The sequence below is a fragment of the Pseudomonas sp. C27(2019) genome, from assembly GCF_008807395.1.
GTDB lineage: Bacteria > Pseudomonadota > Gammaproteobacteria > Pseudomonadales > Pseudomonadaceae > Denitrificimonas.
Genome location: NZ_CP043320.1, coordinates 1,017,349 through 1,034,941, shown reverse-complemented (window position 1 = coordinate 1,034,941; position 17,593 = coordinate 1,017,349). Strand labels below are relative to the sequence as shown.

Below are 17,593 nucleotides of genomic sequence, written 5' to 3'. Positions count from 1 at the left end.
CAACTCCTTAACAGCCGGGCTTGATACCAAATTTACGCAGCATGGTTTCCATCAAACACCACTTACTTAAACCGCTTTGTAAGACATTCGCTCCTACAAACAAGGTGAAGAGCAGCCACCACTGACTGATAAAAAACGGACTCGCCGGCGCACCAAAAGCAACCGATAGCACAATAAAAAGACCTGCGACGACGCGCACTACTTGCCATGAGGTCATGACGATTCTCCTATTTTACTGAGGGCATGAGGTTTGTTGCGATAGGCTGCGTAATACAGCAATGGAATCACTACCAAGGTCAGCACGGTCGACACCAGCACACCAAAGATCAGTGAAATGGCTAAGCCGTTAAAAATCGGATCATCAAGAATAAAGAACGCGCCAAGCATGGCCGCCAATCCTGTGAGAATAATAGGCTGCGCACGGGTAATCGCCGAGTTAATCACCGCCTGCTCTAGCGAGCGCCCCGCTTTAACTTCTAAGTTAATAAAGTCCACCAGCAAGATCGAGTTGCGCACAATAATGCCGGCTAACGCGATCATGCCGATCATACTGGTTGCCGTGAACTGCGCCCCAAGCAAGGCATGACCGGGCATTACCCCTATAATGGTCAATGGAATCGGCGCCATAATCACCAACGGGGTTAAGTAGGATGAAAAGTGCGCGACCACCAGCAAGTAAATCAGCAAAATCCCCACGGCATAGGCTGCACCCATATCGCGGAAGGTTTCATAGGTGATCTGCCACTCGCCATCCCATTTCAACGCGTAATTACGGTAAGGATCTTGTGGCTGATTAATAAAGTACTCATCAATCGCTGAACCAGCGGGCGTGACGATATCCGCAATGGCGGCACGCGAAGCAAAAATGCCATACAAAGGGCTATCCACTTCACCCGCCATATCGGCCATCACGTAGTGCACGGGCAGTAAATCTTTATGATAAATCGGCTGCTCTTGTAAAGCGTCAGTAATGCTCACCAGTTCGGCAATCGCCACTAGATCATTGCTAGCCGTGCGCACTTTAAGCTGCAACAAGGTCGACAAATCACCCTGTAATTCAGGACTTAATTGCAAATACGCCGATACCGGGTACTTGCTGCCATCATGCAGCCAGGTCGCAGAGTCACCATGCAAACCGGCACGTAAGGTACTGACAATATCAGCCTGGGTCACGCCCAACTGACTGGCCTTGTGTCGATCAATTAACAACAGTTTACGTGGCGCATCAGCAATCGCACTGTCATCAATATCCACCATGCCTTCAACCTCGGCAAACACTGCACGCACCGCATCACCGACGGCTTGGCGACCTTCTGCAGTTGGCCCGTAAATTTCAGCCACCACCGGTGCATGCACAGGCGGTCCAGGCGGTACTTCGACAATCTTTATATTGGCATTAAAGCGGCGACCAATCTCTTGTAACGGTGGGCGCAATCGCGTTGCAATCGCATGGCTTTGCTCAGAACGCTCGGATTTATCCACCAGATTAACTTGAATATCGCCACTTTCGCTGTTGCTGCGCAGATAATACTGTCGTACCAAACCATTAAAGTTGATCGGTGCTGCGGTACCTGCATAGCTTTGATAATGGGTGACTTCTGGCACTGTGGCTAAATACGCGCCCAACTCACCCAGTACCGCGGAGGTTTGCTCTAAGGGTGTGCCAGCCGGCATATCAACGATAATTTGAAACTCAGATTTGTTATCAAATGGCAGCATTTTCAACAGCACCAAGCCGGACACAGGCAACAGCACAGACAAACCAATCAGCGCCATCACGCCAAGGCCCAAGAAAAAACGGTTGAGGGTGCCACGCCGCGGATCTAAAAACGGCTTAAAGATGCCTTCAAATAAACGCGTTAAAAAGGCGGATAAACGACTGGTTTTTTGTGGTGCGTGTTCAGTCGGTTCAGTTGTCGAATGCTTAAGCCACAAACGCGCTAACCATGGCGTCAAGGTAAAGGCGATGGCCAGTGACAACACCATACCCATACTGGCATTAATCGGAATCGGGCTCATATAGGGCCCCATCAAGCCCGTGACAAAGGCCATCGGTAACAACGCTGCAATCACGGTAAAAGTGGCAAGAATAGTCGGGCCACCCACTTCATCGACTGCATAGGGAATAATTTCTGAGAGCGTTTTGCCTGGATGTAAGGCTTGATGTCGGTGGATATTTTCTACCACCACGATGGCATCATCGACCAAAATGCCAATAGAGAAAATCAGCGCAAACAAAGAGACACGGTTGAGGGTAAAGCCCCACGCCCATGACGCAAACAGCGTTGCAGCTAAGGTTAAACCCACAGCCACACCTAAGATGGCCGCTTCACGGCGGCCTAGAGCAAAAAACACCAAAGCGACAACCGACAAGGTGGCAAAAATTAATTTCTGGATCAGTTGCCGTGCTTTTTCATTGGCGGTCGCACCGTAGTCGCGGGTTTCCACCACTGTCACATCGTAAGGGATCAGGGTGTTTTCCAGCTCAGCCACACGCTGCATCACTGCATTGGAGACATCGATGGCATTTTCGCCCGGCTTTTTTGTCACTGTCAGGGTGATCGCCGGATATTCCTGGGCAGTTTCACCGACAGTGCCATAGCGCACATAGTTACTGGGCTGCAACGGCCCATCGCTGACCCTAGCGACATCACTTAAATAAATGGCACGACCATCCTGCACAGTAACAACCAGCTCGGATACCTCTTGCGCACTACTTAAAAAAAGTCCCGCATCAATCTGCACTTGGGTGTTACCACGCACAAGATTGCCCACTGGCAAACCTAAGTTGGCCGACTGCAAAGTCGCGCGCAAATCATTGACCGTCAATCCCAACGCACTTAAACGCTCCGGCTGCAGATCAACCCGCACCGCACGCCCAGGCCCACCAATGCTGCGCACTTCACGCGTGCCTGGAACGCGCTTGAGCTCAACCTCAATACTGTGGGCAATGCGCTCTAAATCATAGGCGCCAGAATCTGCTGCAGTGTTATACAAAGTCACCGCAACAATCGGCACATCATCAATGCCCATAGGTCGGGTAATGGGTGCAAGCACACCTAAATCTTTGGGCAACCATTGTTCATTGGAACGCAAGGTGTCATGCAGATACACCAAGGCATCATTACGCTCAACCCCCACATCAAACTGTACGGTCAACACCGCCATGCCCGGCTGCGACACTGACATTACATGCTCTACGCCGGTCATTTGCGAGAGCACTTGCTCAGCTGGCGTGGTTACCATACTTTCCACATCGCGCACCGAAGCGCCTGGAAAGGGAATAAGCACGTTGGCCATGGTCACATTAATTTGCGGCTCTTCTTCTTGCGGCGTCACCAAAACTGCAAAGATGCCCATCAATAACGCCAGCAGCGCCAATAGTGGAGTGATTTGTGCCGACTGAAACGCAGCGGCAATACGACCGGAAACACCCAGGTTAGGTTGCATGTTCACTCCTTACTGACAGCATGGAGATCAAGCACAACACGCTCACCGACTGATAAGCCACTGCGCACTTCGACACGCTCGTTATCAGCAACACCTAAACGCACTTGCCTTAACAGTGGCTTGCCTTGCTCACTGAGCACATAAACAGCGGTCAGCTCTGCACGTTGAATCACTGCAGCCTTTGGAATAAATAAACGCTGATCCTGCCCTGCCGTAGCAACGTGCTGCAGCATGACTTTGACGTGCTGTCCAGGGAATAAATCTCCCTGCTCATTAGCCACACCTATGCGCAAACGCAGGGTATGAGTGGCGCGGTCTGCGGTGGGTAAAACCTGTATGTTTTCTACGGTCAGTGCACGCTGCTCATGCAGCACGCGCAGCGCTGTTGTGTCTTTTTCAGAGAGTTGTGCCTGTTCAGCCGCAGCAACCGGAACCGCCACACTGGCGCGCAGCAGTTTTGGATCAAACAACGATAACAACGGCATGCCCGGCATGGCCATATCCCCTTGCATCGCAGGCACATCAATCACTACTGCATCATAGGGCGCACGAATAATAAAGAAATCGGTGGTTACTTGCGCTGCTTGCGCTTGCGCTTGCTGGGCTTTTAATTGCGCTGTCGCAGCCTGCTGCTGAGCTTGCACACGCTCTAAGGCTGCTTTGCTGATGTAGTTTTTAGCAAACAGTTGCTTTTGACGGTTTAACTCTTGGTTCAGGGCATGCAGTTCAGCACGAACAGCATCAACCTGAGCAGTCATCGCAGCCTGCTGTTGCTTGGCATAGGTAGCATCGATCTGCAGCAGTACTTGACCAGCACGCACCTGGTCGCCTGCACTGACTGCAATTTTCTCAATCACGCCTGAAACTTGTGCAGCAATAGAGGTCTCGGTTACCGCTTCGATATAGCCTTCATACACAGCACTGCTGGCTGAAGAACTTCGCATGACCTGGGCTGTGGCTGGTTCCTGTGCAGTAGCGCATAGACTTATCAGCACGCCGACAGATGCAAGAAAAAGCTGTCTTATTATTCTCACTGGCACACCCCTCACCCAATACTTTACAAAATCCTTAAGTGATTATGTAACCAGTTCTACTGATAAGCAAGCAGCTGCTATTCAGAGCGACTCATAGCCGCATGATTCAGCTGACAAAAAGCAGGCATAAAAAAGCCCCAATTAAGGGGCTGTTTTATTCGTCAGGCTTAAAACCATTAGATGGTGCGGACAGAGAGACTCGAACTCTCACACCTCGCGGCGCCAGAACCTAAATCTGGTGTGTCTACCAATTCCACCACGTCCGCATGTTGCTCACGCATAAAGCTCTATAAAAAGCTTTATGTTTTCCGAATATGGGGTGGACGATGGGTCTCGAACCCACGACACCGGGAATCACAATCCCGTGCTCTACCAACTGAGCTACGCCCACCATATTGCGTTGCGCATAATACATGTAACTTACTTCACTTGCAAGCATCGCCTAATGGCGCGCCCGGCAGGATTCGAACCTGCGACCACCCGCTTAGAAGGCGGGTGCTCTATCCGACTGAGCTACGGGCGCCTGGTGTCTGCACTCAATTTGAGTAACTGACTCAAGGCTCGATTACTGTTCAATATGACTTGTCCAGCTTTCGTATCCAGCTTCAGGCTGTACTTGCTAAGCGGGGCGAATCTTACCGAGGAGCCTGATGCTCGTCAACCTTTATTTGCAAAAGAATCAAATAGATAGTGAATATAGCTGAAATAGCTCTCAAGCATCTTTGCCCCGTGCGGCCGGTCATGCGAGAATACGCGTCATCTTTTTACTTAAATTAGTATGGCTCATAACCTCATGACAGCACAATTGATTGATGGCAAACAAATCGCCGCAGATATTCGCAAAAATATCACCCAACACGTACAAGACCGCCTTACCCAAGGTTTACGTGCACCGGGCTTAGCGGTCATTTTAGTGGGTAGCGATCCTGCGTCTGAGGTGTATGTGGCGCATAAGCGCAAAGACTGCGAGCAAGTCGGCTTTCACTCACAAGCTTACGACTTACCCGCAACGACAACGCAAGCAGAGCTGCTTGAACTTATTGATACCCTTAATGCTGATGACACAATTGACGGTATTTTGGTGCAATTACCATTACCCGCGCATCTCGACTCTTCTTTGCTGCTTGAGCGCATTAGTCCTTACAAGGATGTTGATGGCTTCCATCCGTATAATGTCGGTCGCCTCGCACAACGTATGCCGTTGCTGCGATCTTGCACCCCAAAGGGCATCATGACTTTGCTTGAGCATACTGGCGTGGATTTACACGGTTTAGATGCTGTTATCGTTGGCGCATCCAATATTGTTGGTCGGCCAATGGCGCTTGAGTTATTACTGGCCGGCTGCACCACCACCATTACTCATCGCTTCACCGTGAACTTAGAAGACCACGTGCGCCGTGCTGACTTGGTTGTGGTTGCTGTTGGTATTCCTGACTTGGTTAAGGGCGAGTGGATTAAACCTGGTGCTATTGTTATCGATGTCGGTATAAATCGCCAAGACAATGGCAAACTGATTGGTGACGTTGGTTTTGATGCAGCACTGCAGCGCGCCGCATGGATTACTCCAGTGCCCGGTGGTGTTGGCCCAATGACCCGCGCCTGCTTGCTAGAGAACACCCTGCAGGCTTGTGAGCAAGAAAAACAGTAAGTACTGTCACGATACTCCATGCGTACACTCTGTTTTGTCTTACTGGCGAGAGCAGAGCATGCCGTACTTCGGGATAGGTGTTTGTTCGTCAGCTTTTAATAGTGTGTGCGTAGCATACCGTGCTCCGAGATAGGTGTTTGTTCGTTAGCTTTTGATAGTGTGTGCGCAGCATACCGTGCTCCGAGATAGGTGTTTGTTCGTTAGCTTTTGATAGTGTGTGCGCAGCATACCGTGCTCCGAGATAGGTGTTTTTCCGTCGATGAACCCATCCTGGGTTCAACTCCGGCGCTGCGCCATCCTTGGCTTCGCTTGTCACACCAACCCCGAAGCACTCGTTAATCAAAGGCGTTGTTAGCACGATTGATATAAGGCTCGTCTGTTTCTGCAAACGTTTAAGTTAACTGTGTGAATTGCAATTTCTCTTTCGGTACTCACAACATTAAAAATAGCCAGAAATACTGCATATCAACAAAGCAAGCTGCTTTAAAAGAGCCATGCTACAGACTAAAAATCAATACCGATGATCAATAGCAGTGTGCGGGTGTTGTGGCAAGCGAAGCCAGGGATGGCGTAGCACCCGCATCACGCCAGGAAGGCGTGTTAAGGGAAGAACAACACCTGCACGCTGCAACATGCACCAATTGTTCCTGAAAGTTTTTTACTTGAGGTGCGCTGGTCATTGCGTGGCATAGCGTACTTCGGAATTGGTGTTTATCCGTCGATGAGCCCATCCAGGGCTCAACTCCGGCGCTGCGCCATCCTTGGCTTCGCTTGTCACACCAACCCCGAAGTACTCGTTAATCAAAGGCGTTGTTAGCACGATTGATATAAGGCTCGTCTGTTTCTGCAAACGTTTAAGTTAACTGTGTGAATTGCAATTTCTCTTTCGGTACTCATAACATTAAAAATAGCCAGAAATACTGCATATCAACAAAGCAAGCTGCTTTAAAAGAGCCATGCTACAGACTAAAAAACAATACCGATGATCAATAGCAGTGTGCGGGTGTTGTGGCAAGCGAAGCCAGGGATGGCGTAGCGCCCGCATCACGCCAGGAGGGCGTGTTAAGGGAAGAACAACACTTGCACGCTGCAACATGCACAGATCATGCTTAATGCTTTTGCCTTAAAAAGAGCCATATTACAGAGTCGAAAACCACATCAATGATCAACGAGCACCGTGCGCTTTACATAAATAACATCTAATACTTTTGAGTTCTGCGAATAAAAATCAGAGTAAAATACGCCTTACAAGCACTTCTTAAGCATGGCATTAATCTTCTGCGCACGCGGGTCCATCATGACGCTAGCACCAAGGCTGTTACTGACAAAGGCGACACTCACCTCACGCTCAGGATCAGCACAGCCCAAGGTCCCTCCCGCTCCAGGATGACCAAAGCTGCGCGCACCTAAAGCGTAACTGGCAGACAACTGATCCGCTTGCTCAAGCATGCAACCCAAACCAAAACGCGTTTGGCTCAGCAGAGTTAAATCCATGCCAATGCTGTGCTCTTTAAGCATTTCATTGAGCATTTCAGTGTCCAGCAGCTCCCCCTGAATTAATCCCGTATAAAAACCCGCCAAGCCACGTGCGGTACTGTGCACATTGGCTGCGGGCTGCTGCATACGGCGCCATTCAAGCTTATTGGTACTGGTCAACATCGAGGTCGGATTATTAAAGGCCTTGGCCGTCATACCGCGCGGATCACTGCCTATAGCTCTCATCAAGCGTAACGACGCCGCATCATTCACTACACCTTTCATGCGCATCACATCACCCACCCGTGGCAAGTCTTGCTCTGCCAGCCCTAGATGTAAATCCAATTGCAGCGGCTGAGCAATACGTTTGGCAATTGCTTGCCCCGGCTCACAACCTTCAACACGACGAATCAACTCGCCCACCAGCCAACCATAGGTCATGGGTGCATAACCGTGCGCACTGCCCGGCGTCCACCACGGTGGCGTATTTTGTACGGCAGCAACCATCTGCGCCCAGTCAAATAACGCTTCAGGCGCTAACGGCTCAAGCACTGCAGGCAAACCTGCTTGATGACTTAAGACATGGCGTAAAGTTATCTGCTGCTTACCTTGCGCTGCAAGCTCTGGCCAGTACTCAACCAGCGGTGTATCCAACTGTAAGCGCCCTTGCGCCACCAATTGCAACAGCACAACCGCAGCCAACGGTTTACCACTGGAAAAAATATTAATCAGTGTATCGCGCTGCCAGAGCTGCTCGCCATGGCGATCAATCACTCCACCCCAGACATCCAGCACCGTTTCCCCAGCAACCTGCACGCATAAAGATGCGCCACGCTGCTCGGGATCTTCCAGTATCTGGGTGAACACATCGAGAACGCTCGAAAATGCACTGTCACTGCTACCATCGATATGCATACTGACCTCTATTTATAACTGTAAATAATCAATCAATTTGACGGCGAAACGGTGGCAAGGAATTTAAAATTGCTTTGCCATAGCGCTGCGTCACCAAACGTCGATCCAATAAAGTGATGCTACCGGTATCTTGCTCATTACGCAGCAAGCGCCCACAGGCCTGAATTAAACGCAACGAGGCATCCGGCACGGCAATCTCCATAAAGGGATTACCGCCACGTGCCTCAATCCAATCGGATAATGCCGCTTCCACAGGGTCGTCAGGTACGGAAAAAGGAATTTTTGCAATCACCACATGTTGGCAATAGGCACCGGGTAAGTCGATGCCTTCCGCAAAGCTGGCCAAACCAAACAGCACGCTCACTTGGTCCTTATCAATCTGCGCTTTATGTTTAGCTAAGGTTTCTTGACGCGACAAACCACCCTGTATTAACACACGCTTGCGCCATTCTGCATCCACTCCAGAGAACACATCTTGCATTTGTCGTCGCGATGAAAATAACACCAAACTGCCTTGCACACCTTCCAACATACCCGGCAAATCACGAATAATCGCTTGTGTATGCGCATCAGCATCACGTGGATCAGCGCGCAAGTCAGGCACGCGCAAGACACCGGCTTCAGCGTATTTAAAGGGACTGGGCACGACGGTTTTTATCGCATCAAAAGGTAAACCGGCACGCATGTTAAAACGATCAAAGGTGCCCAGCGCTGTTAAGGTTGCCGATGTTACCAGCGCACCGTGGGCAACATTCCATAAATGCCGACGCAAGGTTTCTGCGGCCAGAATAGGACTGGCATTAACATCAATATCAAACGCCGCGCTGCTATCGGCCAACGACAACCAGCGCGCCATTGGCGGGCTTTTCTCGGGGTCTTCGGCGGTAAAGGCTGACCACAACTCTTGATTGTTTTGCGCACGTGCCAGCAAGCTACCAAACAATGGATACCATTCTTCCGCCTGATGACTGGGCACACCTAAGCCCGGCTCGTCGTCCATGGCTTTTTTCAATAGCTCTGTCACGCGACTGAAAATATCCGTTAAGCGGGCAAATTCTTTTTTGAGCTCAATCCCCAGCTCTCGCATCTCGTTCGGAATAACCCCGCCAACAAAACGGTAACGCGGCTTGTCATAACTGTCTGGATCACTATTGGGGCGAAATTCAGCGAGCTGCTCGCAAAAGGTAAACATAAATTGCATTTGCGTGCGCAGATTTTTTGCCAGCTCTGGCACAGGCTCCAGTAAACGACCAAGATCACCAGGTAAAGGGTTTTGTGCCAGTAAGCGTGTTAGGTTTTTATCCACCTGCAGCAACCACTCAGCAGTGGAGCGCAAACGGGTAAAGTGAGCAAAGTGACCGATGGCTTTATCAGGCAAGTGATGGCCTTCATCAAATACATAGATGGTTTCGCGCGGATCAGGCAGCACCGCGCCACCACCTAACGCTAAATCCGCCAAGACCATATCGTGGTTGGTGACAATCACATCCACCTTGGTCATACCTTCGCGGGCCTTATAAAAGGAACACTGCTGAAAGTTAGCGCAATGACGGCCTGTACACTGAGTGTGATCCGTAGTGACCCGTGACCAGGTCGCATCCTCGAGCACCTGCGGCCAGCTGTCACGATCACCGTCCCAGCGATTGCTAGCAAGCTTATTAATCATTTCGCTAAACAGCTTTTCACTGTCGCTATCGACTTCAATATGAAAACCATCATCAGCAAATAGCTGTGCAGTCGCCTGCTCAGCTTCACTATGCTGAGAAATTGCATCCAATTTAGATAAGCACAAATAGCGACCTCGGCCCTTAGCTAAGGCATAGGTAAAATTCAGTCCACTATTTTTAATAATGTCAGGCAAATCTTTATCTACGATTTGCTCTTGCAGCGCCACCGTTGCTGTGGCGATCACCAAGCGCTTACCCGCTGCACGCGCCGCCGGAATGGCAGCTAAGCTATAGGCTACCGTCTTACCGGTTCCCGTACCTGCTTCAATCGCCAGCACCGCAGGTTCGCCAGAGCGCTTGCCTTCCTCATCGACGGCGATACAGCCTAAAGCTTTAGCAACTTCAGCAATCATTAAGCGCTGGCCGTAGCGCGCCTTTAGTTCTTTCTTATCCAAAAAACGCGTGTAGGCGCTTTGAATGGTGTTTTTTAATTCATCGCTGAGCATGCTGTATTCACTTTCTCGAACTGTACGTTTGTTCAGTATCCATTTAAAATCTAATAATAGCCTGCTTATACGTTTTATGCTTAAAGGATTGCTGATGACTGCCATTTCAACCTGTCCATGTGATGCGAATAATGACTACCAGAACTGCTGTGGCCGTTACCATGCAGGCGCCGCTGCCAATACACCGCAAGCATTGATGCGTGCACGTTACAGCGCTTTTGTACGACACAATATTGAGTTTATTCAAGCATCCACTTTACCTGCGCAACAGGCTCAGCTTGATATGGAGGCGATTCGTCAATGGAGTCAGAACAGCCAATGGCTGGGCTTAGAGGTTATTGCAGAAAATATTCAGCCAGATCAGCGGCATGCCACAGTAGAGTTCATCGCGCACTGGCAGGATGCGCAAGGCCGTCATCAACACCAAGAAACTTCTGTCTTTATTAAGCCTGCGGATTGCTGGTATTTTTACGATCCAAATGTGCCACTCACCGCTGAACGTAATGCGCCTTGTCCCTGTGGCAGCGCTCTAAAGTTTAAAAAGTGCTGCGCGTCCTATTTATAAATAACATAGCGCACTGACTGATTTTTAATCTTCATCGGCTAATTTGATATGCGAAATATCAGGCACAGGAAGTGCTTGTGCACCAGGCAGCTGCCCCATATCACTGCCGGCTGGCGCTAAGCTAATACCTGATAAGTCTAGTTCTGGTGCCGGCTTTTGCATAGGTGTCGGTTGTAAATCATCACCCAACGGCGCTATACCAAAATCAGGTGCCTGCACATCAATAAATGCGGCCATATACTCATCTCGCGGTGCGACCTGCAGCATGGCTGTTGCTGCTGGTGCAGCGCTCTGCGCTGTTGGCTCTTGCTGTGGCTCTGCGGACTCGGCCGTGACGGCAGCATTGACTGCACTGCTATCATCTTTTGGCTCGTTTATTTCACGCACTTCAAGTACTGCACCTGCGCGCTGAAAAGCAGTTTGGTACTTCGCTGCTGCTTGGGCATCAAGACGCTGCTTAATGATCATGCGCTGGCCTGAAAAAAGCCTCGCTAATAGAGCTTCATCGGCTTTAAATAAACCAGCAATTGCCATTTTGACCTGATTAAGCTCAGCACCCGGCAAGATCTCACCGCAAAAAGCAATTTCAAAGTATTGCATACTCAACCCCCTGTCATTCATGATTCGCGCAGCGATGTAATTGATATATCTTATATAAACAGGCACTGTTGATCTTTTATTTACTGCACTGCGCCCAACATTTGCTTGATACACTGCCGTGGAATTTGGAGTTAATCAATGAGCTATTTGGCAACTATACAAAAAACACCGGCATTGTTGTTACTCTTAGCAGTATTAACCTCGCTAAGCGGTTGCTCTACTTGGCTTAGTAGCAACTTTAAAAAACCTGATGTCCAGCTGGTGGATGTTGAGCTGGTGCGTGCAAAACTGCTTGAACAACAATTTATTCTACACTTTCGCGTGGACAACCCGAACTCACAAAGCTTGCCCATACGCAGCATCAATTACCGCATTTTGCTCAACGATACGCCGCTGGCAACCGGTAGCAACAATCAATGGCTAACAGTAGCTGGCAATTCACATGCTTACTTTAAAATTCCTGTGCACACCAATCTATGGCGACATATGAAGGTGATTGTACGTATGCTGGAAAAACCCGACCAAGCCATTCACTATGCGCTGCATGCGGATATTAAAACTGGGCTTTTATTCGGCAAAAAAATCAATATCCTACGCCACGGTGATATCATCCCCGGCGACTATATTCGCGAGTAATGACTATGCCTTCTACAGAACACGTTCATGGCCCTGATTGTCAACATGACCACAAGCAAACACCGCATGTGCACGGCCCACACTGCAATCACAGCCATCAAGAGCCTGTGACTAATCCTCTGAAAGCCATTGGGCGTAATGACCCATGCCCTTGTGGCAGTCAGAAAAAATACAAAAAATGTCACGGTGCTTAATATGTTAATGCTCACAATGGTTGGTGGTTCGGTTCTTATTTTGGCTTTAGCGGCCTACTCGATTATTCTGTGGCGACGCCTTTTGAAAACAGAGAAGCAGCGCAAGCAACAACGTGCAGCACAAAAAAAACAGCTGCATGATGATTTAATTGTGCTGACCGATAGTTTTATATCTGAACAAATGCCTTGGGCTGAAGGCTGTATCCGCATCAAAGTGATTTTAGATCACTATGATTCTGAGCTCGGCATGCAAACTGACTACCAAGTGCTGCAGCAGGTCTTTAACGCAACTAAAAACATTCCCACCCATGATGCATGGCTTGCACTGAGTAGCGCAGAGAAAAAACCCCATGAGCGCCATCTTGCTGAACTAGAGTTGCAGCATAAAAAAGAATCGGTACAGGCCGTACAGCAACTACAAAGCCATTTAAAAGCTAGTTAACGCTATCGCTATCGTCAAGATGGGTTAATTCGAGCCGTGCGCGATCTTGCCACTGCTCGTCAATTTCAGTTTTGACCGCAACCCCCAACTGCTGAAAATCACTGGCTTGCTTAAGCAAATTACCACGCCCATTCACCAGCTGATCACAGGCCTTGCGATACGCTTCTTGCGCTCGATCTAAGCTATTACCAATGCCGTCCATACTGCCGAGAAAAATACGCAGCTTATCGTAGACTTTAGCGGCACGCTCAGCCAATTCAGCGGTGCTACGGCTTTGCTCTTCAAAACGCCATAATTGGCGAACTATGGTCAAGCTGGCCAGCAAGGTGCTGGGCGTAGCAATCAAGATATTTTGCTCAATAGCGCGCTGTAATAAGCCATCATCGGCACGCATCGCATCAGCAAAAGCTGACTCAATCGGCACAAACATAAACACCATATCCGGCGAATTAAGGCCCGGCAGCGCCGCATAATCACGCTCTGCTAACTCACTAACACGTGCAGAAAACGCACTGACATGCTCGTTTAATGCCTGTGCACGCAGCGCCTCATCATCGGCATTGACGTAGCGCAAATACGCATTTAAAGACACTTTAGCGTCAATGATTAAATGCTTATTTTGTGGTAAATAAACAATCGCGTCGGGACGTTTGCGCCCTTCACTGGTGCTGAAACTGACTTCACGGGCAAAATCTTTACCCAATTGCAAGCCGGCTCGCTCTAAGACATTTTCCAGGATCAACTCACCCCAATTACCTTGCGCTTTTTTCTGGCCACGTAAGGCGCTGCTCAGTTCATGTGCTTCATGGGTGATCTGCTGATTGAGCTCTTTTAACTGCAACAGTTGCTGTTGTAAGGACGCCTGCTGTTGGGCATCTTTATGATGAATATCTTCAACTTTCTGGCGAAAGCCATCAATCTGCTCGCGAAAGGGTTTAAGCATGGCTTCCAGTGACTGCTGGCTGCTTTGCGTCAGCGATTGGCCGCGCGCCTCAAAAATTTGCGTCGCCAACTGCTCAAACTCAAGCTTTAATTGCTCACGGCTGTCTTTAAGTAATTGCTGTTGCTCTAATAAGTGCTGTTCTTTTTGCGCACTGAGACTGCTTAACGCACGATGATCTTGTTGCAGCTGCTGGTGCACCTGCTGCAACTCAAGATAACGTGCTTGCTGCTCGGTCAAATCGCTGTCACGCCGCACTTGTTGCTCTTTGAGCTCACGATAAGCAGCGCGTGCAGCATCAGCCATCCCACGCACATGCAATAGCTGCGTTTGCGATGCGTTATGCTCAACTTTTAATTGCTGATAATCCGCTTCACGACGCTCTAAATGAGCCTGTAATTGCTGCTGTTGACTGCCAAGTACCTGCAACTCAATAGCCTGCTCATGCAGTTGCTCGCGCGCTGCAAGCAGCGCCTCTTCGCTATCGGCTAATTGCTGTTGTGTTTTTTGCGCGCGCATAAACTGCTGCACTGCAGCAGCCAGCGCAACAGTGCCAACCAGTAACGGCGCAGCGTATGGGCTGAGTTCTTGCAGCGCTAAGCTGAACATAAATCATCTCTTTGTGCGATTACTGCTTGCTCAGCAGCAGTCGCAGTACGGGATCGTTTAGCCGTTCTGACAAAACATAGCATCCACTGCGCAATAACCTGTCCGTCATGCTGTTGTGCTAGGCTCTGACAGGCTGCCTGATATTCTTCGGGACAATACATAGCTTGACGAATACCCAGCAAAGTTCTTGAAAACTCATGGGTAAACTCAGGATGCCCCTGAAAACACAGCACCTGCTGACCCAGCATAAAAGCCGCATTCTCACAAAACTCACTGCTGGCCAACAATTGGGCGCCCTCAGGCAAAGCGGTCACTTGATCGCGATGGCTGATCAACAATTGAAACTCATCAACGCTGTCTGGCAGCCATTGCGGCTTATGCTCTAAACGGTAACGATGCACACCAATACCCCAGCCTTTACTCGAGCGCTGTGTAATACCACCGAGCACCAAAGCAAGAATTTGATGGCCAAAACAAATACCGAGCAACACATCACCCTGACTAAAGCGCTCTCGCAAGTAGGCTCGCAGGGTAACAATCCATGGATCATTGGCAAAAGAATCCGCTTTACTGCCGGTTACTAGATAGGCATCAAACTGCTGAGCAGCGGGCGGATACTCGCCTCTCACCACATTAAACACCTGATAATCAAGCTCGGCATCTTGGCTAGAGAAAAGTTGTTTAAACATCTGACCAAAGCCGATAAATGTATCTTGCATCGCCGGATGCAAATCATCGGACTCTAAAATACATATTCGCAAGCTCATTAAGGCGCCTCAAACCACTGATCAAAAGCACAGTATAGCCTGACATATATCTACTTTTATAGAGATAAATAAAGCAGCGTCTGGCAATGCAAGCATCTCTATACAAGCGGTGGGGCTATTGAAAAAAAGCCGACTCAACTTCGCAGCTGAATCGGCTTTTAGCGACGGGCAATGTCTGTGCATCACCTTGTCTATTGTCACTTAGTCTTCACGGTAACGACGTAATTTTAGAGCTTTACCGCCAACGCGTGTGTCTTTGAGTTTATTTAGCAAGCTGTCTAACCCTTGCTCAGGCAGCTCTACTAAGCTAAAGCTTTCTCGAATTTGAATACGACCAATCGCCTCACGGGATAAGCCGCCTTCATTAAGAATAGCGCCCAGCAAATTACGCGCAGCAACGCCGTCACGGGTCCCCAGCGCAGTACGACAACGCACTTTACCCTCGCTCAGCGCTAGTGGTGCACGTCGTTCGCGGCCACGATCAGATCGCTCACCACCGTCACGCGAGCCGCGTTGACCGCGATCATCACGACTGCGTGAGCTCATCACCGGCTGCTCACGTTCAACACCGGCTAAGGTGAAGGCTTGACCTTCAGTGCTTTTCGCCAATAAGCCTAACGCCAACTCTTCAACAGTGCAGCCAAGCTCAGTGGTCAAATGCGCGAGCAGATCTGTGTTCTGTTTTTCTTTATCTTTAATACGCGGAGCTAAATCTTGGGTCAAACGGCGAATACGCGCCTGCAAAATGGTTTTTGCATCTGGCAATGAGATCTCTGCAACTTTTTGCCCGGTGACCCGCTCAATCACCTGCAGCATGCGACGCTCACGTGGTGTCACCAATAACAATGCACGACCATCCCGGCCAGCACGACCGGTACGACCGATACGGTGCACATAGGACTCAGGATCGTACGGCATATCAATGTTAAAAACATGAGTGATGCGCGGCACATCAAGGCCACGTGCAGCAACGTCGGTTGCAATAACAATATTTAAGCGACCATCTTTTAATGAATCAATCACGCGCTCACGTTGGTTTTGCGCGATATCACCATTCAGCGCAGCAACCTTATAGCCCTTAGCTTCCAGTGCTGCGGCAATATCTAAGGTAGCTTGCTTGGTGCGCACAAAACCAATCATGGCATCAAAGTCTTCGACTTCCAGTAAACGCAACACCGCATTCACTTTTTGATCGGCATGCACCATCAGGTGCGCTTGCTCGATACGGGCAACGGTTTGAGTTTTGCTGGCAATTTTAACTTGCTGAGGCTTGCGCAGGTGTTTTTCTGCAATGCCGCGGATCGACGCTGGCAATGTTGCCGAGAACAACACCGTCTGACGCTCATCCGGCATGGCGTTGAAAATAACTTCCAAGTCATCCATAAAGCCGAGTTTTAACATCTCGTCTGCTTCATCAAGCACTAAAAAATTAATAGTAGAGAGCAAACCACCATTACGGCTCAAGTGGTCAACTAAACGGCCCGGCGTCGCTACAATCACTTGCGCGCCCTGGCGAATGGCTTTGAGTTGCGGACCCATTGGCGCGCCACCATAAATAGCGACAACGTTAACGCTTGGCATCTGTGCAGCGAAGCTTTCAAACGCTGTGGCCACTTGTAAGGCCAGTTCGCGAGTTGGTGCCAGCACTAATACTTGCGCTTCACGGCGTGCTGCATCAATACGCGACAAAATAGGTAAAGCAAACGCAGCCGTTTTACCGGTACCGGTTTGTGCTTGGCCAATCATATCGTGGCCAGCCATAATTAACGGAATTGACTGTGTTTGAATGGGTGATGGCTCTTCGTAACCAACTGCAGTGATTGCTGCAAGAACTGAAGGGTGAAGGCCGAGGGTGGCAAAAGTGCCAACGTCTGGAGTGGTGCTGGTTTCTTGGGTCATGGTATGCCTTATGTGCATCCGCAAAGACCCATGAAAGCTGCACACGCCATGAAAGACCGTAATGGTCGCCCTTTTGGCAGCCTGTTTGCGAGTATTTGCGAAAACGCTGTTTTAGATAAAACGTCTAGGAGAGTCCTGTACAGGACAAGCAGTCGAAGCAGTGCTTCGGGATATTGCAGTAACCTTAACGGGGGCCGATCTGGCCGGCGCATATTATAGCCACTTTTGCAGACAACTGCCTAGTG

Annotated in this window: 14 protein-coding genes, 3 tRNA genes and 1 pseudogene; 5 read left to right on the top strand and 13 right to left on the bottom strand. The window is 49.5% G+C overall.

Annotated elements, in window-relative coordinates; genetic code table 11:
* Nucleotides 1-7: 7 nt before the first annotated feature.
* The 6 genes from FXF61_RS04805 to FXF61_RS04780 form a co-directional block, all read right to left on the bottom strand.
* Nucleotides 8-217, bottom strand: coding sequence for a DUF2892 domain-containing protein (locus FXF61_RS04805; protein ID WP_151184186.1), 210 nt, complete (start codon nt 215-217; stop codon nt 8-10).
* Entirely contained in the window at nt 214-3,450 is a 3,237-nt protein-coding gene (locus tag FXF61_RS04800; RefSeq protein WP_151184185.1) for an efflux RND transporter permease subunit, read from the bottom strand. The genes FXF61_RS04805 and FXF61_RS04800 overlap by 4 nt, the downstream gene beginning before the upstream one ends.
* A 2-nt stretch (nt 3,451-3,452) precedes the next feature.
* The gene (locus tag FXF61_RS04795; protein ID WP_151184184.1) at nt 3,453-4,394 is read right to left on the bottom strand and encodes an efflux RND transporter periplasmic adaptor subunit; all 942 of its coding nucleotides are present in this window, start codon (nt 4,392-4,394) and stop codon (nt 3,453-3,455) included.
* 271 nt (nt 4,395-4,665) lie between these two features.
* Nucleotides 4,666-4,750 (bottom strand) — tRNA-Leu (locus tag FXF61_RS04790).
* 49 nt (nt 4,751-4,799) lie between these two features.
* Nucleotides 4,800-4,875: transfer RNA gene (locus FXF61_RS04785), tRNA-His, on the bottom strand.
* Nucleotides 4,876-4,930: 55 nt separating this feature from the next.
* A tRNA-Arg gene (locus FXF61_RS04780) sits at nt 4,931-5,007 on the bottom strand.
* 270 nt (nt 5,008-5,277) lie between these two features.
* Here FXF61_RS04780 and folD point away from each other — a divergent pair.
* Nucleotides 5,278-6,132 (top strand): bifunctional methylenetetrahydrofolate dehydrogenase/methenyltetrahydrofolate cyclohydrolase FolD, encoded by an 855-nt coding sequence (folD, locus tag FXF61_RS04775; protein ID WP_151186012.1) that lies wholly within the window; start codon nt 5,278-5,280, stop codon nt 6,130-6,132.
* A 511-nt stretch (nt 6,133-6,643) separates the two neighbouring features.
* Here folD and FXF61_RS15075 read toward each other — a convergent pair.
* The 3 genes from FXF61_RS15075 to dinG form a co-directional block, all read right to left on the bottom strand.
* A complete protein-coding gene (locus FXF61_RS15075; protein ID WP_256663505.1) occupies nt 6,644-6,766 on the bottom strand; it encodes a hypothetical protein in 123 nt (40 codons plus the stop codon).
* A 611-nt stretch (nt 6,767-7,377) separates the two neighbouring features.
* On the bottom strand, nt 7,378-8,523 hold the full coding sequence (locus tag FXF61_RS04765) for a serine hydrolase domain-containing protein (RefSeq protein ID WP_151184182.1): 1,146 nt from the start codon (nt 8,521-8,523) through the stop codon (nt 7,378-7,380).
* Nucleotides 8,524-8,551: 28 nt separating this feature from the next.
* On the bottom strand, nt 8,552-10,696 hold the full coding sequence (gene dinG, locus FXF61_RS04760; protein ID WP_151184181.1) for an ATP-dependent DNA helicase DinG: 2,145 nt from the start codon (nt 10,694-10,696) through the stop codon (nt 8,552-8,554).
* Between the two features lie 94 nt (nt 10,697-10,790).
* Between dinG and FXF61_RS04755 the strand changes: the two genes are divergently transcribed.
* Nucleotides 10,791-11,261 carry a YchJ family protein gene (locus FXF61_RS04755; protein WP_151184180.1) on the top strand — a complete coding sequence of 157 codons (471 nt, stop codon included), beginning with the start codon at nt 10,791-10,793 and terminating at the stop codon, nt 11,259-11,261.
* Nucleotides 11,262-11,285: 24 nt separating this feature from the next.
* On the opposite strand, the gene FXF61_RS04750 is transcribed toward FXF61_RS04755, so the two are convergent.
* Nucleotides 11,286-11,861: a hypothetical protein gene (locus FXF61_RS04750; protein WP_151184179.1), complete on the bottom strand. Its 576-nt coding sequence runs from the start codon at nt 11,859-11,861 to the stop codon at nt 11,286-11,288.
* A gap of 138 nt (nt 11,862-11,999) precedes the next feature.
* Between FXF61_RS04750 and FXF61_RS04745 the strand changes: the two genes are divergently transcribed.
* The 3 genes from FXF61_RS04745 to FXF61_RS04735 are packed head-to-tail and all read left to right on the top strand — an operon-like array spanning nt 12,000 to nt 13,133.
* Nucleotides 12,000-12,497 (top strand): LEA type 2 family protein, encoded by a 498-nt coding sequence (locus FXF61_RS04745; RefSeq protein WP_151184178.1) that lies wholly within the window; start codon nt 12,000-12,002, stop codon nt 12,495-12,497.
* Nucleotides 12,498-12,502: 5 nt separating this feature from the next.
* The gene (locus FXF61_RS04740) at nt 12,503-12,691 is read left to right on the top strand and encodes an SEC-C metal-binding domain-containing protein (RefSeq protein WP_151184177.1); all 189 of its coding nucleotides are present in this window, start codon (nt 12,503-12,505) and stop codon (nt 12,689-12,691) included.
* Between the two features lies 1 nt (nt 12,692).
* A complete protein-coding gene (locus FXF61_RS04735; protein ID WP_178087265.1) occupies nt 12,693-13,133 on the top strand; it encodes a DUF2489 domain-containing protein in 441 nt (146 codons plus the stop codon).
* Here the strand turns inward: FXF61_RS04735 and rmuC are convergent.
* The 3 genes and pseudogenes from rmuC to FXF61_RS04720 form a co-directional block, all read right to left on the bottom strand.
* Nucleotides 13,126-14,682, bottom strand: a complete 1,557-nt coding sequence (gene rmuC, locus FXF61_RS04730; RefSeq protein ID WP_151184175.1) for a DNA recombination protein RmuC — start codon at nt 14,680-14,682, stop codon at nt 13,126-13,128. The two genes, FXF61_RS04735 and rmuC, sit on opposite strands and share 8 nt — an antisense overlap.
* Complete coding sequence (locus FXF61_RS04725) at nt 14,670-15,449, bottom strand: amidotransferase (RefSeq protein ID WP_151184174.1); 780 nt, start codon at nt 15,447-15,449, stop codon at nt 14,670-14,672. Before FXF61_RS04725 ends, rmuC begins: the two co-directional genes overlap by 13 nt.
* A 201-nt stretch (nt 15,450-15,650) precedes the next feature.
* A pseudogene (locus FXF61_RS04720) lies at nt 15,651-17,380 on the bottom strand (DEAD/DEAH box helicase).
* Between the last annotated feature and the right edge of the window lie 213 nt (nt 17,381-17,593).